This window comes from Nitrincola iocasae (assembly GCF_008727795.1).
GTDB classification, from domain to species: Bacteria; Pseudomonadota; Gammaproteobacteria; order Pseudomonadales; family Balneatricaceae; genus Nitrincola; species Nitrincola iocasae.
In genome coordinates this window covers 1,306,057-1,328,352 of the sequence record NZ_CP044222.1, presented here as the reverse complement: position 1 = coordinate 1,328,352, position 22,296 = coordinate 1,306,057, and the positions used below count along the sequence as shown (strand labels likewise).

Genomic DNA, 22,296 nt, shown 5'->3' with positions numbered 1-22,296 from the left:
CCTCAGTGCCAGACATTCAGCTATGTAGCTGCTTACCATTTAACAGAATACCGACAAAATTGCACGGACGGTGACGACTGTCTAATTGCTCCAACAAAATAGCATTCCAGGCGGTTTTGCACGCACCAGTGGAACCAGGTAAACAAAAAATAGCGGTTCGATTAGCCAGCCCAGCCAGACAGCGAGACTGCACGGTAGAGGAACCTATCTCTTGCCAGGATACTTGTCGAAACAGTTCACCAAAGCCTTCAATTTCAGTATCGAACAGTGGACGCAAGGCTTCAGGTGTGGAGTCCCGCCCTGAAAAACCGGTACCACCGGTGGTGAGAATAACCTGAATGCCCACATCAGCGATCCACTCACTGACCACAGCGCGCATCTTGTAAACATCATCAGGAATAAGCTCCCGACTAACCAGTTTATGCCCAGCGGCCTCCAACAGTGCTACCAGCGTATCACCAGAGCGGTCTTCCGCCAGAGTACGACTATCTGACAGAGTCAGCACCGCTATATTCAAAGATACCGCCTCAGTCATTATTGAGCTCCCTGTTTTGCTGCTTCACGGGCAGCAAAGGCGGCCAACTGTTCGGGCGTGGCTGGCTGCTGATACAGATCTTTCCACTGCTCGTAAGGCATGCCATAAACATGCTCACGGGCGTCATCATAACTCAGGGTTTCACCACGTGTTTCAGCAGCGGCCATCAACCATTTTGCCAGACAGTTGCGGCAAAAATCGGCAAGAATCATCAGCTCAATATTTTGTACGTCTTTGTTGTCATCCAGGTGTTTGAGCAACTGCCGAAAAGCAGCGGCTTCGATTTCAGTTGTTGTCTGGGTGTCAAGGTGTTTCATGGCTCACACTCCCTTAGGCAGAGTAGTTTTTAACCCGATTATATAGATAGCGACAGGACTGTACATAAGAAACAGCCATGTCGGGTGAGGAACATGGCTGTTGAGGATTACCGCTAACCTGTGGTGCAGATCAGTTCCCGGTTTTCTTTTTTACCGCGTCATACCAGAGATCATGATGTTGTTTTGCCCAGGATTCATCGACATAACCGGTCTTCATCCCTTCAAAGGCCCCTTCGGTTCCAAGGGTACCTATGTAGATATGTCCGAACGCTGCAGCCATAAATACCAGTGAGGCTACGGCATGGATAATCAGAAACAGTTGCATGGTCTCACGTGGCTGGCCAAAGTTAGGAAAATCCAGTACCAAACCAGAAACAACCACTGTCAAACCCACAAATACCACCAACCAGAACCATACTTTTTCACCACCGTTCAGGTAGCCCGCAGACGGGTGAGCTTTACCGACTAAACCACCGCCTTTAGCGAACCATTTCAGATCGGTCATATTGAAAAGGTTATGCTTCAGCCATTTCAGGATCATCGCCAACACACCTAGTGCAAACAAGGGCCCCAGATAGTTATGGATATTTTTAGCGGCAATCATCCAGCTTGCCCAGAGGCTAGTCGGTAGCACCGGCATCAAAAACCACTTGGCATACAGAATCGACAAACCGGTAAGCCCAAGAATAATGAATAACACAGCGACATACCAATGAATGGCCCTGTCCCAGCGCGACCAACGCTCAATAGTCTTGCCGGTACGTGGATTTTCCAGCTTCACCTGCCCTACCAGCAGGTAGAAAAAAGTGATCGCCAGCAGACTGCCTCCCAGTGCTATCGCGCCTCCTGGCGATACCCACTGATTGCGAATTTCGCGCCAGCCCTCACCCTCCACCATAATCAAGGTGTCTGCACCCGGACTGTTTGACTGCGTACGGCCACTGACACCTTCTTCAGCATCACGCCAGAAATCCGGGGTGGTCCCGGGCATCGACTGAAAGGCTTCACGGCGGGCATCCGCATTCTGTGCCAAAACTGTGGCTGGCAGTGCCATAAGCACTACCAGCAACAGAATCAGCCAGCCTCTAGCATCACGTACTGACCGGTATCTTTCCATAGTTATACACTCTGTGTTGCATCGTAGGCCAGCTCAGCAGCATTTTTAGCCAGTTGCTCAGCATCAGTCGCTTCATGCTCGACTGAACTCCAGGCACTGTTGCGATGGCCACGATACACCACACGCTCACGGAAGATATCCGCCACATCCTGTGCATCACCGGCCAGCAGTGCCTTGGTTGAGCACATTTCGGCACAGAGCGGCAACTTGCCTTCACGCAGGCGGTTGGCACCGTACTTCTGTTCTTCCAGCTGCGGATCCTCTTCTGGTCCACCGGCACAGAAAGTACACTTATCCATTTTGCCACGCGCACCAAAGGCGCCCTGCTGCGGGAACTGTGGTGCACCAAATGGACAGGCATACAAGCAGTAGCCACAACCGATACAGGCATCTTTATTATGCAGGATCAGACCATCTTCAGTCGGATAGAAACAATCGGTCGGACAGACTGCCATACAAGGCGCATCCGTACAGTGCATACAGGCCACCGAAATGGAGGTTTCCTTACCAACTTCGCCATCGTCCAGGGTGACCACACGACGACGCTGAATTCCCCATTCGGTTTCATTGGCATTTTTACAGGCCGTTACACAGCCGTTACACTCGATACAGCGCTCTGAGTCACATAAAAACTTCATACGAGCCATGGATTTTCTCCTCATAGGCCCTCCGCTCTCAGCAGGGGCCCAGCTTTATTTTTCTATGGGTTCAGGCCGCTTTCTCGATACGGCATACAGTACACTTGGTTTCCTGCATCAAGGTCACCGGATCATAGCCGTAGGTGGTCACTGTATTGACAGCCTCACCCAGTACGTAGGGATCACTGCCTTCCGGATACCGGCCACGCAGGTCTTCACCCTGGAACTCACCACCGAAGTGGAACGGCATAAAGGCAACATTACGGTCAACACGGTTAGTTACCAATGCTTTGACACGCACCTTGCCACCCTCTGGTCCATAAACCCAAACGGTATCACCATCAGCGATTCGCAGGGTGTTAGCGTTGAACGGATTGATCTCGACAAACATATCCTGCTGCAACTCGGCCAACCAGGGGTTGGAACGGGTTTCATCACCACCGCCTTCATACTCAACCAGACGACCCGAGGTCAGAATGATCGGGAACTCAGCCGAGGTGTCGCGATCCTGAATGGATTTATACAGCGTTGGCAAGCGGAACAGGTCATCAAAATCATCCCAGGTTGGGTATTTATCAACCAGGTCACGACGGGTCGTATAGAGTGGCTCACGGTGCTTGGGAATAGCATCCGGGAAGGTCCATACTACGGTACGGGCCTTACCGTTACCAAAGGGGGCACAACCATGCTGAATAGCAACGCGCTGGATACCACCCGACAAGTCAGTCTTCCAGTTTTTACCTTCAGCTTCGGCCTGCTCTTCAGCAGTAAGATCACCCCACCAGCCCAGTTGCTTGAGCATATCAGCGGTAAACTCCGGATGACCATCACCGATTTCATTGCCAACAGGTGCGGAGCCTTCAGCCAACAGTGTTTCGCCATTACGCTCGACCCCAAAGTTAGCCCGGAAGCCCAGTCCACCGTCTTTGACCGGCAAACTGGTGTTATACAGAATATGCGTGCCAGGGTGCTTCATTTCAGGTGTGCCCCAGCAAGGCCATGGCAATCCATAGAAGTCATTGTGTGCATCCGTTCCCACCGCACGCAGGCTGGTGAAATCAAACGCATGCCAGTTTTGCTGATGGTATTTCAGTCGCTCAGGACTTTGCCCTGTGTAACCGATGGTCCACATACCGCGGTTGTATTCACGCACGATATCTTCAATCAACGGCTCATCACCGTTAACCTGAATATTCTTAACCAACTCGTCAGCCAGGCCCAGTTTTTTCGCCAGCAGGTAGATAATTTCATGGTCTGACTTGGACTCGAAATGTGGCTCGATGACCTTATCACGCCACTGAATCGAACGGTTTGAAGCGGTAACTGAACCGTAGGTTTCGAACTGGGTACAGGCCGGCAGCAAATAGACACCATCGGTGCGATCGTTCATGACCGCGGCAACAGTTGGATAAGGGTCAACAATGACCATCATATCCAGTTGCTTCATGGCTTCGCGCATTTCCGGCCCACGGGTCTGGGAGTTAACCGCGTGGCCCCAGTAGAACATCGCACGAATGCGGTCTTTCTGCGACATGTTATCCGGATCTTCCAACACCCCATCCACCCAGCGGGAAACCGGGATACCGGTAGCATTCATCGGTACACTACCGCGGTGTTCATCCTGGTCAAAGCGTGCTTTCAACCAGTCAAAATCCACGTCCCATACACGCGCCCAGTGCTTCCACGAACCCTCGGCCAGTCCATAGTAGCCTGGCAAGGAATTGGATAGCACACCAAAGTCGGTCGCACCCTGCACGTTATCATGGCCACGGTAGATATTGGCACCGCCACCTTCTTTACCCACATTACCCAGCGCCAGCTCCAAAATGCAGTAAGCACGGGTGTTGTTGTTACCGGTGGTATGCTGCGTTCCGCCCATACACCAGACCACACAACCTGGACGATGGTCAGACAATAGCTTAGCGGTATCGTACATGGTTTGTTCGTCAACGCCGGTGATATCTTCAACCACTTCCGGCGGGAACTGCTTCACCTCTTCACGAATTTCATCCATGCCATAGACACGTTGTGCCAGATACTCGGTATCTTCCCAGCTATTGGCAAAGATATGCCACAACAATCCCCAGACATAGGCCACATCGGAGCCAGGACGAATACGGACATACTGGTGTGCGTGTGCAGCGGTGCGGGTAAAGCGGGGATCAGCCACCACGATCTTACAGTTGTTACGCTCTTTGGCGATCAACGTATGCTGCATGGATACCGGGTGCGCTTCAGCGGCGTTGGAACCGATAAACAGAATCGATTTACTGTTCTGCATATCGTTGTAGCTGTTGGTCATCGCACCATAGCCCCAGGTATTGGCTACGCCAGCTACCGTGGTGGAGTGACAGATACGCGCCTGGTGATCGACGTTATTAGTGCCCCAGAGGGATGCGAATTTACGGAACAGATAGGCCTGTTCATTATTAAACTTGGCAGAACCCAACCAGTAAACAGAGTCAGGACCGGATTCGGCACGAATAGACTCAACCTTGTCACCGATTTCATTGATGGCCTGTTCCCAGCTGAGGCGTTTCCACTGCCCGCCTTCAAGCTTCATCGGGTATTTTACCCGACGGCTGCTATGACCATGGTGCCGCAACGCCGCCCCTTTAGCACAGTGAGAACCCTTATTGATCGGATGATCAAACGCCGCTTCCTGGTAGGTCCAGACGCCGTTCTGGACATGCGCATACACACCGCAACCCACTGAACAGTGAGAACAGATGGTACGCTTGATCTCAACGGGTGCTGATGACCTGGGCGTTGCCGCTTCAGCCGGGCGAATCATACCCTTACCCAGCAGTCCGCTGGCAGCAATACCACCCGCGGCCAGCGTTGTTCCTTTCAGGAAACCACGACGACTGACACCTAAGCGATTATGTGGATTATCCAGTGACTGATCACTGATTTTTTTATTCAGACGCATCTTCATCCCCTCAATTATTCGAGTGTGTGACAGTCCGCATCAGCGACAACTGGCGTAATAAGAACGGATGTGATCCGTTTCATGGTAACCCTGCTGATTCGCGTCAGACGTCTGAATTTCAGGGGCTTCTGTATCCGCTATCGCACTGCCTGCTGAAGCGGCTATACCCGCAGCTGATGCAACAGCCACACCACGCAGGAACTGTCGGCGTCCATTACTGACTGGTTGATTAACAGGTTTATTGTTATGCATGTTTGCTCTCCTCATCCTCGCAGATGCACACTTTGAACGGCATCCGGAATTTTGTGTAAATGCACGCTTTCTGTTTTTATAAAGGCTTGCCCCAGCATCGCTACGGCATGATAAAACACGGCACTGGGTGCCTCGGCCATATCAGCAAACAACTGACCTGCCCAGGCATTCAAGTGGCGTTGAAAAAACACCGCCTGGCGCTCCTGGCTGTCGCCCTGTTGAATCAACAGGCTCATCATCTCCAGTTGCACCGCAATATGGTCTTCAGGTTCTTTTACATCCTCATCACGCTCATAACCGAGCAGTTGCAGGTCATTACGCAATTCGATCAAGGGCGCTTCCATCAAAGAACCGGTTAAATACCAGGATGCAAACGGCGTCAATTCGCCTTGTGAGATACCGATAAACAGGTTCAGGTACTCATCTTCCAGCGATTGATGCTTTGACCGGGCGGCAGCCATACGCAGAAACTCCCAAGCCTGCGACATGGAGTTGGCTGCGCTGCGATCCAGTTCCAGTGATGCCAGAAACTCCAACAACTCTTCAGAGGGATGACGGCGGCATAAAGAAGCCAACAAGGCATAAATATCAGCACGCAAGGCATCTTCTTCACTCAGCTGTTTTTGCAGCACGTCCTCCTGTGGATTGATCGTTTCCATCCTCACTCCTTACAGTCTCAGTTGCGCAGCAGGATCGGCGGCCAGCTCGCGGTAGCTGTCCCTGACACGACAGTCATCGCACATCTGCAGACGCTTGGCGGCTTCACCCTGAAAATAGGGATACGCTTCAAGCTTTTTAGTGATTTTTTCGATGGTACTTTTAGTCGCAAAAGGCTTGGCGCAGCGGATACAGTGAAAAGGTTCTTCCTGCTTGAGGGTACGCATTTCACCGCGGGTACCCGCCGCCGGTGCGAAGCGGGCTTCCAGACTGATCGCCCGCTCGGGACAACTGGCTTCACACAAACCACACTGCACACAATCACCTTCCAGAAACGCCAGCACCGGTGCTACGTCACTGGCACTTTTGAGTGCAGAGGTCGGGCATACCGACACACAGCTCATGCACAGGGTACAGGCTGAGTCGTCCACCAAGACCTGGCCATAAGGGCTGCCATTGGGTAGAGAGACTGGCGTCTCGTTTGTGTCGCCCTGCTCCATCAAACGATCTAGCGCGACATTAATCGTCTGACGCTTGCCCTCATAGGGAAACACCATTCCCTTGGGCAAGCCTTCCCAGGCTTGCAGACTTGTATTCAAGGTGCTGAGTGCATCCGGCATGGCATTCGCTGACACGATGGATATACGCGATTGTGGATGACCGATCGCCTGTAACAAATGACCGGTTAAGCTGATTTCATCCTGCAGTAGTTTTTTCAGTGTTGCCGGGGTTTCATCATCTACCAGAATAGCGTTATAGGTCACACCATAGGCCAGCAATGCCAGCCAGGTGTCAGCCCCCAATGCGCCCACCTCTTCCAATGCCACAGGAATAACCTGGGCTGGTAATTGATCCATGTCAGGACTGAAGTGCTCAGCATGGATCAACAAAGCCGGCCTTTCGCCACCGGCTTGAAAATAGCTGTCCAGACAGTTACGCAAACGATCCAGTTGCGTAGCGGGCTTAGGTGCAGCAAAACTCAAAGCACCAGTTGGACACACGGTAGTACAGCTGCCGGCACCGTGACATAAATAGGTATCGACACTGATTTGAAAGTCATGACTCAGGGTGTTGTTATGGCTGCTGATGGCATCAGCCGGACAGACATCCAGACAACGGGTGCAGCCCATATTGCCACGATCTGCATGGGCACAAATATCATGGTTCACCTGCACATACTGCGGCTTTTCAAACTCACCGACCATACCAGCAATTTCTTCTAATGCATCAGCCAGACGGCTCGCATCTGGCCCAATCGCAAAGTAGCCTGGTGGGGATAGTTCAGATGTGATCACTGGGTCAGCATTCAGATCCAGAACCAGATCATAATGGGGTTGACCAGCGGTGGCTTCTGCCGGGTTGATCTCCTGTCCATCCGGTGCGCCAAGACGCAGTTGAAAAGCCCCCAGCCAGCCATTCAGTGAAACAAAAGGCAAGTACAAGGGAGTCAGCTCAGGGACCGCCTGCATAGCCCGTTCCAGATGCGCATCATCCTGGTTTGAGACCTGCCCCATCGCCAGCAGGGTTTTGCTGCTGACACCCTGTACCTGAGCCGCCACAAGGCGAATCAGGTCTTCAGGACCCAGTATCAGCAAATGCCCTCGGCTGGTATAACTGATCACGCCATCCTGCATCGCCATCAGCGGAGGCATGGCATTCAGTGCCTGCTGTCGGGCACGCGCATTTAACTCAGGTGTGGCCGTAAAGGCCTGATGCGTAATTAAACTATTGGGTTTCATTGACTCTCTCTCAGGCTCACCTGCAAGTTTGCAATCATTCAGGTGGTCGAGTTTTAGTTATTTATAAGTTATTGCAATTTAGAAGCCAGTTTTATCAACCTGATTTACACAAATGAATCACCTATACACCAACAAAAAGGCACATATGGCAGGAAAGTGGGTCATTTTGTCTCTTCCTGGGTAGTTTTTTCGGGGCGATCTGCGCCAACCGCCTCAAGCAACTCATCTGTAGTTGATGCCTGTGTATCGGCATTCGCGTCCACCAGGCTATCACGTGCTTGCTGCATTGCATCTTCGAGTTGCTGCTCTGCCCAACCGCGTACCTTTTCACCGACGACAGCAACCAGTTTTTTCGGTTGAGAGTAATCCAGATTGTATTCATCCAAAGGATCTCGGAAGTTAAACTCAGGCTGGTGGAAGTACTTGCGCAACGCCTGACGTTTCAACTCAGTTGAGACACCTGTTGAGAAGAAAGCCGACATATCACTGCGGGAATCAATCGTGTCAATATCCGGCATATCCTCATCTGTGAGGGACTCGGTTTCAGCCACCGCTTGATCAGTAACATTTTCCTGCTCCGTCAGCTCAGTATTCTGAACAAGGCTGACGTCTGACTCAGCACTGTTCGCTTCACCAGCATGCGGCTCAACATCAGGCAAAGCCACCTCACCAGACTGTTTGATTCTCGACCAGCGATTAAAAAACCCTTCGCTCATGCCGTACCTCCACTCATCTCACCGGATGCCTGGGCACGCAAACGTCGCTTGCCCGCCTTGGGATCTTCCAGCTCACCGTGCTGTGCCATAAACTGCTCCAACCAGACATAAACAGGCTGCGGCATGGGAATGCTCAGCACCGGTTGCCCGGCATCCAGATGGTCCGCTGCCAGATCCTGTGCCACTGACAGCTTACGTGGTACCAGTTTACCCGCGTCCATCTCTTCGCAGATCACAAACAACGTGGGTGCCTGGGCACTCAAGTTAAAGCGATAGGCGATGCGTTCATCACGATGCAGCTGTAAGCACAAGGGCACGGCCTCAGGGTCTTCAGGTTTCACGGCACTGATCTGAGAAATTTTCCAGGATACCGATGGCCAGCCGCGCGACTGGGTTTCCTGTCGGTCGAGCAATACCCATAAGGGCCACTTATCTGATGTCGGACCATGATCAGGCTGCATTTCACCCATCTCCTGTTATGAATTTCTGTTAAACCTAAGTGTAGGCCAAAGGCAAGTAATGTGCCGTATTTGATAACGGCTTGTGTCGCCAGCCCTGCTATACTCTTCGCTGACATAGAGTAGGGTCAAATAATCACATACCCAGCCCCATACGGGACAAAATGACCCACCTGAAACCCTGCTGTTTAGGCAACACCACCCTGATACCGCCTATCCAGCGCACTCGAAAGACTGGTACAGATGTTGCTGAATACAATGGTGATTAACCGGCTAAGGATCGACTATGACTAACCATTCCGGTTTAGTAATGACACAGGCACGTGCCCCGCTGACGCGCCTCTCACAGGTCATGGATGAACAGGGTAACTGGCGGGAACAGGCGCTGGCCTGCGAAAGACCCCTCACGCTGTATCTGAACAAGCGTGAGATAGTCACGCTCATGACACTAGGCGAAGACCCTGAAGCCTTGGTGCTAGGCTATTTACGCAATCAGGGTCTGGTCGAACGACTTGATGATGTGCTTGCTGTTCAAGTGGACTGGGAGGTTGAAGCCGCCGCTGTCGTTACCTCCCATACCCCTGATGATATAGAAGCCACGTTAGCTAAACGAACCGTTACCACCGGCTGTGGACAGGGTACGGTGTTCGGCAACCAGATGGAGCGCTTAAAAGGCTTACAGTTGCGCCAATGGACACTGAAACAATCGCAGATTTACCACTTACTCGACAGTCTGAATCAACATAACGCTACCTACAAAAATGCCGGTGCAGTACATGGCTGCGCTATTTGCTCTGCAGAGGGCGAGGTACTGAGCTTCTGTGAAGACATAGGACGGCATAATGCGGTGGATACCCTGGCAGGTCGCCTGTGGCTGGAGGGTATTAATAGTGACGATAAAATTTTCTATACCACCGGTCGCCTGACCTCTGAAATGGTGATGAAAACCGCGCAAATGGGCATCAGTGCACTCTTATCTCGCTCGGGTGCCACCGAAATGGGACTGCAGATTGCCAATGAACTGGGCATACTTATGCTGGCTCGCGCCAAAGGCCGACACTTCCTGGTATTCAGCGGTCAGACACGCCTGGAACTGGATAATAAGCCTGCTCCCCTGGCTCGATCAAATAAACGGAGGTCTCAGGATGAGTGATCCATCTCCATCCCCCTATATGACTGTCAAGGATGCGGCTGCCTACCTGCACCTGAACGAAAAAAAAGTTTACCAACTCGCCAGTGATGGCCATCTGCCTGCCACCAAGGTCACCGGAAAATGGCTGTTTCCACGAAAGCTCATCGACCAATGGCTACTGGAATCCAGTCATCATGGCGTACTCAGTGACCGACTGCTGTTTGCCGGCAGTGATGATCCACTGCTGAAAGCCGCACTACTGAGAATCATGCAGCAACAACAGTATCAGGCACTCTACAGCTATATGCCCACTGGCACCCAGGCGGGCTTGTCATTATTGGCTCAAGGTTTAGTTGATTGCTGTGCCGTGCACTGGGGGCGGGCCGAAGAGAGCCAAATAAGACACCCGGCCTTGATTCGTCAGTATACTGGTTCCCGGCATTGGGTGTTGGTACATCTGTTCAAGCGTCGTCAGGGACTGATGCTGCGCAAGGATGATTCCGACACCCTACTCAGCGAGCCCACTGAAATGTTACGCAAGCGCTGGGTAATCCGCCAGGAAGGCGCCGGCTCCCAGCGCTTTCTGAAAGATTGGCTGCAACAGCAGAACCTGTCTTTTGAAAAAATACACGCCAGCATAAGAGCGCTCACCGAAACTGAAGTTGCCTCAGCGATTGCCCGGAATCTGGCGGATATAGGCCCTGGCACAGAAGCGGCCGCCATCGAATGCGGCCTGACCTTTGTGCCAGTGTATCAGGAAGCCTTTGAACTGGTCATACCCAGACAGGTGTTCTTCAGGACGTTATTACAGCAAGTGTTTGACTGGCTGCAAAGCCCTGAGGGTCGTCAGACTGCGACAAAGCTGGAAGGCTACGATCTTAGCCAATGCGGAAAACTAATTTGGAACGGTGAGGTCAGAGACTCGTAAAAACATTTGTGCAATGCACAAAAAAGTACTTGACACAGGCTCTCATACCCCTATAATCGGACGTATTGTGCAGTGCAACAAAAACACTGCATAGATCATTAAACATTAGGAGAGACTCTCATGACAAACACTGTTGATTTCCAGAAGCCTGTTGAAGCCGCTAAAAGCCTGATCGCCCTGCAGACTGAAACTCTCAGCAAAACTGTAGAGCTGCAGAAAAAATCTGGCGAAGAACTGGTTAACTTCTTCAAGTCTGAAGCTGAAAAAGCTAAAAGCCTGAAAACTCCTGAAGAAGTAATCAAGTTCAACACTGAAGCCAGCTCTTCACTGTACAACCTGCTCAAAGCACAGGGTGAAGCTTTCACCTCTTTGGCCACAGAATCCAGCAAAACTGTGATGGCTGAAATGCAGAGCTTCGGTAAGTAATCTTACCTGTACGCCGCTCCTGCGCATCCATGCGCCCGCGGCGTACCGTACATCCTGTACATAAAAACACCCCGCCAGTCGGGGTGTTTTCATTTATGGCAGAGTAAACGACTCTGTGTCATGCAACTCACCGCATTCATACAACCACTGCTGATACACATAACCAGCCAAAACCAGACGCGTCTCCTCCTCCATCTCATCAAATAACATGCCATGACGATAAACCTTGAGTGAACCGCTCTCCGTCTGCATAACACTTCGTACCCTGGCAGGTGCCAGAATCACATGATCTATACCCGCAACCGATACCCTCGCCGTCAGAAACACACTGTCACCGACTGCGGCCAACGCCATGGGAGATTCCACCGAGGCACCGGATAAACTGATATCAACGCACAGGGCGGTTTGAGCAGCATGTGGATCAGCATCCCCCTTGTCCAACAATAGATTTAAATGCACAGGTACGCGGGTATGCTGACGAAACGGCACGGTATCCAGTGCAGTCGGATAAGCCAGAATCCAGTGAGGGAAAGGTTCTGAACGCGCTTTGAGCAAACGCGTACTGAAACTGATTAGCGTATTGCCACACAGTAGTTTCACATTCAGAGAGACCCCTTCCGTCAGCAAAGGTTTACGGCTTTTCGGCGCGGTCACAATGACCGCACTCTGGTCGTGAATGCCCACTAAACGCACTGAATAGCGACCTTTGGGAAGACGTGTTTCAAGCCGCACCGGCTCCCCTGGACGTGGGCGCAACTGCGCCAATGAAACTACCGGCAACGCACGCCGAGTGGCTAACTCACCCGATTGAGATTTCAGACTGACTTGAGACATGAATTCACTTTTTAGCATCCGCGACCGGAAAGCCCAGCGCGTTGAAAATTGGCTGCTGATCAGTAGGTAATCGCAGGGTTAAGGCACTGAACTCTCGCCGGACCGGATACTGCTTGCGCAGCTGGTCAAAAGCAGCTTTTTGCTGTTGTTGGGGCGCCGCCAAACTGGCACGCAGTGCACGATCATCACGAAAAGGATCGTACAGCATTCGTACCGGTGACAATAGGCCTGCCTTTTCAGTCAGCTGCATTTCAGTCACCTCGGCAAGTGGTAGCAGTTGCGCAAAAGACTGTTGTACAGGAGTGCCACAAAATGCACACCAGGCTTGGTAGAGCATCCAGGTTCCGCGTAACTTACCTTCCAGCGAATAACCGGCAATATGTGGCGTAGCAATCCTGACGCGCGCCGCCAACGCCGGATCAACGGCGGGCTCATCTTCCCAGACATCCAGCACCAGCGTCAGATCATCGCGCTGCAGCGCCAGTTCAAGCAACGCCCGATTATCAATAACTGGGCCGCGTCCGGCATTGATCAGGATAGTGTCAGGCTGCAGCATTGCCAGCGTCTTACCCTGCAGCAGGTGCCAGGTGGCATCCTCACCCGAACGGGTCAAAGGCGTGTGCAAGCTGACGATATCCGCCTCATTCAACAACTGTTCCAGCGAACAAAAGTGTGCCGCTTGTGCGGCTGGCATGACGCGCTGCCGAGGTGGATCGCATAACAAGGTACGAATACCCAGCGCCTGAAGTCTGGCAGCCAGTCGTGAGCCGACATTACCGACACCCACTATACCAACCGATCGACCCCATAAATCAAAGGCCTGCTCCTCAGCCAGATGCAGCAGTACACTGAGCACATATTCCACAACCGCATCGGCATTACAGCCCGGCGCACTACTGAAGCCGATACCCAGCTCGGCCAGTGCCGTAAGATCGATATGATCAGTACCAATGGTTGCTGTCCCCACAAAACGCACCGAAGTGCCTTCCAACAGAGCCCGATTAACCGGCGTGATCGAACGAACCAGTAGAATATCGGCATCCAGCAGATCGTCACGGCAGATTGCCCGACCAGGGCGAGTATGCAGTTCGCCTAGAGGCGCGAACAGTGTTTCTAGTGCCGGAATGTTCTCATCCGCAACAATTTTTAACGGGGCTGGCTTCAACAGACCTCTCCAAGGTTTTACAACAAGTCTTTACAAAAAAGGCATTTTCAGGCTCAATTTCGCGCCATTATAAAACGTAACCCCGGTCTGGGTCATTGTTCCTTACCTATTCAGAAGAAAATCTGTGTTATTACGCTGGCAAAAACAGGCTGACTATTTTACTGTCAGCGTCTATCAGGATCTGGTTGGTGACTGGATTCTTACGCAAAGCTGGGGCAATAGCCTCAATGATGACAGCGAGTTCAGTCATACCGTACTGTCCTCACTGCATGAAGCAGAAAAATACGTAACCAAATTGCGCCTGAGCCTGATTAAAAGTGGCTTCAGCGAGCGCAGTGATAATGCCCCCCTTATGGAGTATCTATGAGCAAAATCGAATACGCAGCCATGCCTGATGCCGAGGGCTACTTTGGTGAATATGGTGGCCAGATCATCCCTCCTGAACTGCAGCGCGTAATGAACGACATTGACAAGGCGTATGAAGAGATTCGCCGGATGCCTGAGTTCCAAAACGAATTGAAAGTGCTGTTTGCCGACTATATTGGTCGCCCAAGCCCGGTATTTCATGCGCGCCGTTTGAGCGAAAAGCTGGGAGGTGCGCAAATCTTCCTGAAGCGCGAAGACCTGAACCATACCGGTGCCCACAAAATCAACCACTGCCTGGGAGAGGCCCTGCTGGCTAAATACATGGGCAAAACCAAGGTGATTGCTGAAACTGGCGCGGGCCAGCATGGCGTCGCACTGGCCACGGCCTGTGCCCTGGTAGGTATTCCCTGTGAAATTCACATGGGCCAGGTGGATATCGAAAAAGAACACCCCAATGTGGTCAAAATGAAAATTCTCGGCTGCACATTGATTCCGGTAACCCGCGGCACGGCAACCTTGAAAGATGCAGTCGACAGTGCATTTGAAGAATACCTGAAAGATCCAGATAACTTCATTTACGCCATCGGCTCTGTCGTCGGCCCGCACCCTTTTCCGAAAATGGTCCGGGATTTCCAGTCCATCATCGGTGAAGAAGCCCGCGAACAGTTTATGACCCGTTTTGGTAAATTACCTGACTATCTGACCGCTTGCGTCGGTGGTGGCTGTAATTCGATTGGCTTGTTTACCGCCTTCCTGGATGATGAGTCGGTAAAAATGGTTGGCGTTGAGCCAGCGGGGGAAGGTCTGGATACCGACAAACACTCAGCGACTCTCACCTTGGGTAAACCCGGACAGATTCATGGCATGAAATGCTATGTACTGGAAACTGAAGATGGCCAACCTATGCCGGTTCACTCCATTGCATCGGGTCTGGATTATCCCGGTGTTGGACCTCAGCACTCTTATCTGAAGGATCTGGGTCGGGTTCAGTATGAAACCGCAACTGATCAGGAATGCCTGGATGCGTTTCTGACACTGTCACGGGTCGAGGGCATCATCCCGGCGCTGGAAAGCTCTCATGCAGTCGCCTGGGCTATCCGCACAGCGCCGACACTCAAACCCGAACAAACGATCCTGGTAAACATTTCCGGTCGGGGTGATAAGGATGCTGACTACGTTGCCGACCTACTGGGTTTGTGACATCTGACTCGACTCTGCCTGCAAACGATGCGACATTATGTCGCATCGTTTTCTCTATCACCCTCCGATAAACTGGCTGGCAATATATGACCGACGATCCTACGCCCAAGAAAGGTACACCTAACCGGCAATGGACCCTGCTGGTATTAATCGCGCTGGTGCTACTGGCACTGCTAGTATTACCAAAGTGGGTAAATGAACAACAGACTGAAGACAGTGTCTTTATTCCCCCACTGCCCTGCAATTTGCATCAGGGTGTCTGTATTGCATCAAGCGGCAAACAGGTGTTGCAACTCAGCTTGTCGCCCGGACCACTGGCCTCAACGCAACCATTGAATATTGAAGTCAGGTTGCAGCACTTTGATGCCAGTCAGGTGATGCTGGATCTTCAGGGCGTAGAGATGTACATGGGGCTGAATCAGACACAATTACAGCAAGATCCAGAGCGTCCAGATGTCTGGCGTGGCACTACCGAGCTGGCTGTTTGTACTACGGGTGAAATGACATGGCGTGCCAGCGTCTATATAGATACGATAGACTCGCTCTACTCAACACACTTTGATTTTGACGCACGCTAGTTTAGGCAAGGAGACCTGATGAAAGCTATACGTTATCTGCTACTCCTCAGCATTGCACTGGTAGCAGCTGTGCTGTTTTACTTTCAGCAGCAACCTGATGCTCCACAGCAACGTATGCTCGGTGGCAATATTGGTGGTGACTTTACCCTGATGTCAGTAGACGGACCGGTTTCCCTGTCTGACTTTCGAGGTAAAGGTGTGGTGGTTTATTTTGGCTACACCTATTGCCCGGATGTCTGCCCCACGGCACTGGCCACGCTGGGACAAGCGCTGCGCAGCATGCCAGATGAACAAAGAGAGCAGATACAGGGCCTTTTCATCAGTGTCGACCCAGAACGCGACACGCTGGAGCACCTTGCCAACTATGCCAGCTTTTTCTCACCTCAGATTATTGGCCTGACCAGTGAAAAATCGGAAATAGATCAGGTCGTAAAGCAATATGGTGCCTTTTATCGCCGTGTCGAAATGAGTGACTCCGCTATGGAATATGCGGTGGACCACACCTCACGTCTGTATTTAGTCGATCCGGAAGGCAATTTGGCCGCATTGGTTTCCCATAATACCCCTCCCGATCAGTTGATGAGCAACCTCAAACAACTGATTGGGGAAAGCTAAAAACCCAGGAGTGTTGAACATGCGTAAACTTTGTCTTGCAAGTGCCCTGCTGTTTTCCTCTTTCAGCTTTGCGGCTGAAAGCGTCAATATTCACGACCCTTACGCCAGAGCGGTACCACCAGGGCAGCCCAACAGCGCCGCCTTTATGCAACTGGAAAATGCAACTCAAACGGATCTGGCTGTAATTACCGCCCAATCCAGCGCTTCTGAGGTGGCCGAACTACATACGCATACCAATGTAGATGGGGTGATGCAAATGCGTCAGGTAGACAGCATTGCACTGCCAGCCGGTGAAACCACTGAGCTCAAGCCAGGTGGATTGCATATTATGTTGATCGGCCTGAAACAGCCTCTGGCGGACGGTGATCAGATAGACCTGACGCTAACTTTTTCAGACGGATCGGCAACAGAAGTAACAGTGCCAGTCCGCCATATCATGCCAATGGCCAAGGCTCAATAAAGCATCAACTGAAGTTAGCACATCTTGCAGCCACGTCGATATGTGTCGAAGTGGCTGTATCGCATAACGTATCGAAAACCTTGGCCTTCAATTCACTAGTTTAACTAACCAACCATCACCCTAGACACTTATTCATGGGCAGAAATTCGGCTGCTGCTGTACCTGATTACGCCCCAGTCGTTTGGCACGATAGAGGGCTATATCGGCTTCACGCACCAGTATGTCTGAACTATCCAGTCTCCGAGGCACCCTGGTCGCCACGCCAGCACTGACAGTAACGACTGAGCCTGCGGAGGAATGTTCATGCACAATCGCCATCGCCTCCACGGCTCGCCTAACGGTTTCGCCCACAATGGCGGCGCCTTCATTATCTGTATCCGGCAGGATAAGCATAAACTCTTCACCGCCATAACGAACAACCAGGTCGGATGGCCTGAGCAGGTTTTCCCGTACCTTTTGCGCTACCGCAATCAGACAATCGTCACCCGCCTGATGCCCATAGTTGTCGTTGAACGCTTTAAAGTGATCAACATCAAGCATGATCACGGACAACGGCTTCTTCTCGCGTTGCAAACGTTTCCATACCTCACTCAGGTAGAGATCACCCTTGCGACGGTTAGCCACGCCGGTCAGACCATCACACTCAGCCAGTGCCTGCAGCTCCAGATTAAGTTGTTCCAGACTGGCTGTGCGTTCGACAACCTTATCTTCAAGCGTGCGGATGTAATACTGTACTTGCTCATAGAGACGTGCGTTTTCAATCGCAACCGATGCCTGCGCCGCGAGAAGACGAATAACCTGAACACGTTCTGAGGTGAAAACACCACTGGCATGGTTATTCTCAATATAGAGAACACCCACAAAACGTTCCCGAAGAATTGGTATACAGAGTACCGACACAGGCTGAACTTCAAGGACATAAGGATCCTTCGCAAAGGCACTGTCAGCAGACAGATCATGGAGTACTACAGCCTCACCACTGTGCAATACCTGACTAATCAGTGTTACCGGCAGGAAAACTGGTGTTCCTTGACTATCTGGCACCAGAGATCTAACCGGCCTGCTGGCTGTCGATGCTCCTCTTTCCGGGAGTGTGCTGACCTCTACGACTAACCCCTCATCACCTTTTACAATCAGACAACCCCACTGTCCACCGGCGTTTTCCAGTAAAATCGCCATGGTCTTTTTTAACAACAGGTCGAGGATCATCTCTCCAGAGATCTCCCGGGACGCTTTCATAACAGAAGCAAGATCCAGATCACCCACCTCACCTCTGATATAAGCCGTATTGGCTACAGGAGACAGCTCCCGTAACACTGGAAATTCCTGCTCCAGTAACTCAACTTTGCGATGAGCTCCCCATCGATCAAATATCCGGTGCGCCGCACGTATGTACCCCTCAGCAGAACGCCTGCGACCCGTCGATAAAAGATGACGCGCCGCACGCTCGCAAGCGACCGCCTCATCCCGCAGAAAGCCACTGTGTCGTGCCGCATCAATGGCTAGATCGTAACGCTCAAGCGCAACCTCATAATGGCCGTCAAGTCGTTCCAGTTCGGCTTCCATCAAATACTGAAGATGGCGGAAATTTATCTCGCAACTCTCAGCCCAGCGTTTCATTCGCGTATGATCACACACTAATCTGGCCCGGGTTTCCCCCTGTTGTTCTACCCCCATCTCGGAGAACAGGGTTGCCCGAGTGAGAAACGCAATAATATAGAAACGCACCAGTTGAGGCAGCGACATAACCGACTTTACCAGCCCATCCTGAGCCAGGACGTGTTCCAGCGCCCGCTCATATTGGCCGTAAAGGAAACAGATCTCCGCACTGTAAATGTGATAGTTAGCGATCCCGGTCATAAACTGGCGCTGACGCATACCCTCAAGGCAGGCCGTTTCGTCAAATTGATGATCGCTTAACGAACAAGGGGCATCCGTAAGACCCAACAAGTTACGCTGTAACTGCAGGAAAAGAGAGCCGGAATCCCAGGAGTCCTGGTAGGCACATTCGCCTACTATTTCCATATTATCTGCATGTAACCGGTGAGCAGTTTCCAGATCCATAGAGGGATCCCAAATCACACAATCCTGAGCACTGTAGGCAAGATAAAGAAGATCACCGGACTGATAGCCTGCTTCAATCCCTTTGCGAAACCAGGAGGTCAGGCTGGACCAGGAGCGGCTCCAGTGGTGTACAAACATCGCATACACATAGATTACCCGTGCCCGCAAACCAAGATCATCCAGCTTTTCGTTGATCGCTAATCCGGCACTGGCATACTGAAACCCCTCTTCAGGCTCATCGTACTCACCGCACAGCAACATCCCGTAGGCGGCGTAGGCAAATGCAGTTTCGGGGCAATTGCCATAACGCAAAGAGAGATTCACCGCTTTGGTTACGAGATAGGGAAACAGATTGCCACTGCCTGACAAGAAAGCAGCGGCAAAGATCTCCATCAGTAACCGCATCGCTATATGTGCTGCAGGATCATCAACCTGCTTATCATTTACCAGTTCAGCAATCATCCGACCGCCTAAGTTCTCAGCGACCTTGCGCCTTTCCTCGGTGATATCCTCTGCTGCAGGATTTTGCAAAAACTCCACACCCAGAATAATCAGTCCCTGAATCGCTGAGGCGATGGAATCCTCCATGCGACCCAGTGTTGCATACTGGCGGGTCCGGATAGCCAGGATATCCCCCCGTTCAAGATTAGACTGAGCATTACTCAGCATCACCTCAATCCATTCATCCGCCTCGTCTATCCGACCGGTCAGATAGGCACACTGCTGGGTTTCCTGCGCCAGGCTTCGCATCACCTCAGGCAAGGTTTGCCAGGGATCATCGGGTAGCAGCTCGGCACTAATCCTCAGATAGTTAAGCGCAGCCTCATAGGCTGAGGCGTATTTGGCCCGTATACCGGCACGCAGATTAAGCTGCGACAGAAACAGACGTTCATCCGGCGAGGTTATCAAGCCACGCCCTTCATTCAGGTGGCCCACAATATCAATCAGCCTCTCATCGGGTACCTGCTGACCAGCATGACGCAACATTAAGCACCCTACCGAAAGATGAACATCCGGCAACTGCGCCAGATCGATCAATGCGTAAGCAGCCTGCTGCACCCGGTCATGCTGAAATCGATAGACGGGATTAAACGCCAGGGTCTCTCCACAGCCCGCTGTCGGACTTTTCCCTACCAGCCGATAGTCACTGTTAAGAGGCTGTACGGTGTGCTGTTTGAGCGCTGGTAACAGTGCGGTGGCGGTTGCTTCGGGTGAGGATTCATAGATAGCGGAGAGCATATGCAGATCAAACGTGCCACCAATACAGGCTGCCAGCTGCAGTACTCGCTGAGTGTCAGGCGCAAATCGCTTTAGGTTATCCACCATAAACTCAACCACATCACCGCTGACTCCCGACCAACGGGCGGCATCTGAATCCCAGCGCCATTCGCCACTCACCGGGTCAGCATGGATTACACCCTCTTTATGAAGTTGACGCAGCAGCTCATTAGTAAAAAAAGGATTCCCCTGGGCCTTTTCATAGATCATGTCACTCAGAGGCTGGACCTGATCGATATCACGAGACAAGGTTTCAGACACCATGCACGCCACCGAGCCCCGATCCAGCAACCCGAGGGGAAGATGATGAATATTATCCCGATCAGACAGCTCATCCAGCAGTAAACGTACAGGATGACCCGCACCCACTTCATGATCACGATACGCCGCGATCAGCAGCAGGTGACTCATCTCCCTGGCTGTCACCAGGCGGCGTAAAAAATCGAGTGTAGGGACATCACTCCACTGCAGGTCATCAAGGAACAGCACCACCGGATGACCCTCACTGGCGAACACGCGAAGAAACGCAGCCAAAACCATCTGCAGCCGGTTTCTGGCCTCCGCAGGCGGCAGTGTGACCACAACAGGCTGCGGCCCGATAATCAGCTCCAGCTCAGGCACTAAATCAATAACCAGTCCGGCATTCGGCGATAATGCCTCCAGCAGGCGTTTGCGCCATTCCAGCAGCTGCTTCTCAGGTTCAGCGAGGATCTGTTGCACCAGTCCCCGGAAGCTGGCGGATAAAACGCGATAGGCATCGCTCTGTTGAAACTGCTCAAACTTACTTTGTACAAAGAAGCCCCGTTCTCTGACGATGGGCTGGTCAATCTCATTTACCAGTGATGATTTTCCAACCCCGGAGTAGCCATGAACCAGGCAGAAGATATTACTGCCCGCCGTCACGGCTTCAAACAGTTCAAACAGTTGCTCAATCTCCTGTTCGCGGCCATAGAGTTTTTGCGGAATCAGGAACGTCTGAACGCTATCTTTTTTGCCCAGCTCGAAGGGCTCGAGCCTGACCCCCGCCATCAGCCGGTCAGCACAATAGCTCAGATCGTGAATCAGCCCCCCGGCACTCTGATAACGAACCTCCGGGCTTTTTGATAACAGTTTCAGTATTATGGCGGATACAGCCTCAGGAATATCTGCATCAATCTCGTGGGGAGCCTTCGGGGCACGGCTTATATGGCTGTGCACCCATTCAAGCAGGTTATCAGCATAAAAGGGCCACTCTCCGGTGAGCAGTTCAAAAAGCAATACACCCAGTGAGTAATAATCGGAACGGTAATCCAGGTCACGATTAGTTCGCCCTGTCTGTTCCGGCGAGATATAGGGTAACGGACCCTCGACGTAACGGGAAATCTGCATAGCCTGCCGCTCCCGGTCCAGCTCAGAAGCGATAGTAAAGCCCGCCAATCCAATCGCACCATCTTTTGGATTAAACAGCACATTGGCGGAAGTCAGTGCTTTATGCACAATACCCTGACTATGAATCCCATCCAGTGTTTGCGTAAGACTCAGCGCAATATCGAAAAACTCAGCCAAAGACACGCCGCCTCCCCCATTGCGGGCAAGGCAGCTTTTCAGGGAGCTTTCAAACCGTTCACAAACCAGGGCCAGGTTGCCGCTACCATGGGCAATTACGGCATGCACCTTACGCACGCCGGCAATCTCCGTCAGTCGTTGCGCAATCTCACCTTCACGCCGAATTTCAGCCACTTGCTGACGATCCGGGAATTCGACATCAAGTGTTTCAACTGCTACTTCAGCCCCATCCTCAAGGCGGCGGGCACGATAAACCACCCGTCCAACGGAACGAGAGATGATCGATCCGGTTTCATAACCCGGAAGCTGTAGCGCAGGCTGATTCACGCAAAATCTCCCTGCGG

At 52.0% G+C, this 22,296-nt stretch carries 21 protein-coding genes; 8 read left to right on the top strand and 13 right to left on the bottom strand.

Going from position 1 to position 22,296, the window contains the following annotated elements; genetic code table 11:
* Positions 1–16: 16 nt before the first annotated feature.
* The 10 genes from moaB to F5I99_RS06000 all read right to left on the bottom strand — a co-directional run bounded on the left by moaB (position 17) and on the right by F5I99_RS06000 (position 9,364).
* The gene (moaB, locus tag F5I99_RS06045; RefSeq protein WP_151054125.1) at positions 17–535 is read right to left on the bottom strand and encodes a molybdenum cofactor biosynthesis protein B; all 519 of its coding nucleotides are present in this window, start codon (positions 533–535) and stop codon (positions 17–19) included.
* On the bottom strand, positions 535–852 hold the full coding sequence (locus F5I99_RS06040; RefSeq protein ID WP_151054124.1) for a DUF1244 domain-containing protein: 318 nt from the start codon (positions 850–852) through the stop codon (positions 535–537). Before F5I99_RS06040 ends, moaB begins: the two co-directional genes overlap by 1 nt.
* A gap of 130 nt (positions 853–982) precedes the next feature.
* Positions 983–1,969 (bottom strand): formate dehydrogenase subunit gamma, encoded by a 987-nt coding sequence (locus F5I99_RS06035; protein WP_151054123.1) that lies wholly within the window; start codon positions 1,967–1,969, stop codon positions 983–985.
* Between the two features lie 2 nt (positions 1,970–1,971).
* Positions 1,972–2,616 (bottom strand): formate dehydrogenase FDH3 subunit beta, encoded by a 645-nt coding sequence (gene fdh3B / locus F5I99_RS06030; protein ID WP_151054122.1) that lies wholly within the window; start codon positions 2,614–2,616, stop codon positions 1,972–1,974.
* Positions 2,617–2,677: 61 nt separating this feature from the next.
* A complete protein-coding gene (locus tag F5I99_RS06025) occupies positions 2,678–5,539 on the bottom strand; it encodes a molybdopterin-dependent oxidoreductase (protein ID WP_151054121.1) in 2,862 nt (953 codons plus the stop codon).
* Positions 5,540–5,578: 39 nt separating this feature from the next.
* The gene (locus F5I99_RS06020) at positions 5,579–5,791 is read right to left on the bottom strand and encodes a formate dehydrogenase (RefSeq protein WP_151054120.1); all 213 of its coding nucleotides are present in this window, start codon (positions 5,789–5,791) and stop codon (positions 5,579–5,581) included.
* An 11-nt stretch (positions 5,792–5,802) separates the two neighbouring features.
* Positions 5,803–6,450 (bottom strand): TorD/DmsD family molecular chaperone, encoded by a 648-nt coding sequence (locus tag F5I99_RS06015; RefSeq protein WP_151054119.1) that lies wholly within the window; start codon positions 6,448–6,450, stop codon positions 5,803–5,805.
* A 9-nt stretch (positions 6,451–6,459) separates the two neighbouring features.
* Positions 6,460–8,187 (bottom strand): 4Fe-4S dicluster domain-containing protein, encoded by a 1,728-nt coding sequence (locus F5I99_RS06010; RefSeq protein WP_151054118.1) that lies wholly within the window; start codon positions 8,185–8,187, stop codon positions 6,460–6,462.
* 161 nt (positions 8,188–8,348) lie between these two features.
* Positions 8,349–8,903, bottom strand: coding sequence for a DUF3306 domain-containing protein (locus tag F5I99_RS06005; RefSeq protein ID WP_151054117.1), 555 nt, complete (start codon positions 8,901–8,903; stop codon positions 8,349–8,351).
* Entirely contained in the window at positions 8,900–9,364 is a 465-nt protein-coding gene (locus F5I99_RS06000) for a DUF3305 domain-containing protein (protein ID WP_191905961.1), read from the bottom strand. Before F5I99_RS06000 ends, F5I99_RS06005 begins: the two co-directional genes overlap by 4 nt.
* A gap of 283 nt (positions 9,365–9,647) precedes the next feature.
* Between F5I99_RS06000 and fdhD the strand changes: the two genes are divergently transcribed.
* The 3 genes from fdhD (at position 9,648) to F5I99_RS05985 (ending at position 11,847) form a co-directional block, all read left to right on the top strand.
* Positions 9,648–10,514 (top strand): formate dehydrogenase accessory sulfurtransferase FdhD, encoded by an 867-nt coding sequence (gene fdhD / locus F5I99_RS05995; RefSeq protein ID WP_151054115.1) that lies wholly within the window; start codon positions 9,648–9,650, stop codon positions 10,512–10,514.
* Positions 10,507–11,421 carry a helix-turn-helix transcriptional regulator gene (locus F5I99_RS05990; RefSeq protein WP_151054114.1) on the top strand — a complete coding sequence of 305 codons (915 nt, stop codon included), beginning with the start codon at positions 10,507–10,509 and terminating at the stop codon, positions 11,419–11,421. The genes fdhD and F5I99_RS05990 overlap by 8 nt, the downstream gene beginning before the upstream one ends.
* A gap of 120 nt (positions 11,422–11,541) precedes the next feature.
* Entirely contained in the window at positions 11,542–11,847 is a 306-nt protein-coding gene (locus F5I99_RS05985; RefSeq protein ID WP_151054113.1) for a hypothetical protein, read from the top strand.
* Between the two features lie 93 nt (positions 11,848–11,940).
* Here F5I99_RS05985 and F5I99_RS05980 read toward each other — a convergent pair whose 3' ends face one another.
* On the bottom strand, positions 11,941–12,681 hold the full coding sequence (locus F5I99_RS05980) for a flagellar brake protein (RefSeq protein WP_191905960.1): 741 nt from the start codon (positions 12,679–12,681) through the stop codon (positions 11,941–11,943).
* Between the two features lie 4 nt (positions 12,682–12,685).
* Positions 12,686–13,846 carry a 4-phosphoerythronate dehydrogenase PdxB gene (pdxB, locus tag F5I99_RS05975; protein WP_151054111.1) on the bottom strand — a complete coding sequence of 387 codons (1,161 nt, stop codon included), beginning with the start codon at positions 13,844–13,846 and terminating at the stop codon, positions 12,686–12,688.
* Between the two features lie 124 nt (positions 13,847–13,970).
* Between pdxB and F5I99_RS05970 the strand changes: the two genes are divergently transcribed.
* From F5I99_RS05970 to F5I99_RS05950, 5 genes are all read left to right on the top strand, one after another.
* On the top strand, positions 13,971–14,213 hold the full coding sequence (locus F5I99_RS05970) for a hypothetical protein (RefSeq protein ID WP_151054110.1): 243 nt from the start codon (positions 13,971–13,973) through the stop codon (positions 14,211–14,213).
* Positions 14,210–15,412, top strand: coding sequence for a tryptophan synthase subunit beta (trpB, locus tag F5I99_RS05965; protein ID WP_151054109.1), 1,203 nt, complete (start codon positions 14,210–14,212; stop codon positions 15,410–15,412). Before F5I99_RS05970 ends, trpB begins: the two co-directional genes overlap by 4 nt.
* Positions 15,413–15,498: 86 nt before the next feature.
* A complete protein-coding gene (locus F5I99_RS05960) occupies positions 15,499–15,990 on the top strand; it encodes a hypothetical protein (RefSeq protein ID WP_151054108.1) in 492 nt (163 codons plus the stop codon).
* A gap of 18 nt (positions 15,991–16,008) precedes the next feature.
* Positions 16,009–16,605 (top strand): SCO family protein, encoded by a 597-nt coding sequence (locus F5I99_RS05955; RefSeq protein WP_151054107.1) that lies wholly within the window; start codon positions 16,009–16,011, stop codon positions 16,603–16,605.
* A 19-nt stretch (positions 16,606–16,624) separates the two neighbouring features.
* The gene (locus F5I99_RS05950; RefSeq protein WP_151054106.1) at positions 16,625–17,065 is read left to right on the top strand and encodes a copper chaperone PCu(A)C; all 441 of its coding nucleotides are present in this window, start codon (positions 16,625–16,627) and stop codon (positions 17,063–17,065) included.
* Between the two features lie 132 nt (positions 17,066–17,197).
* Here F5I99_RS05950 and F5I99_RS05945 read toward each other — a convergent pair whose 3' ends face one another.
* Complete coding sequence (locus tag F5I99_RS05945) at positions 17,198–22,279, bottom strand: diguanylate cyclase domain-containing protein (RefSeq protein ID WP_151054105.1); 5,082 nt, start codon at positions 22,277–22,279, stop codon at positions 17,198–17,200.
* Positions 22,280–22,296: the final 17 nt, after the last annotated feature.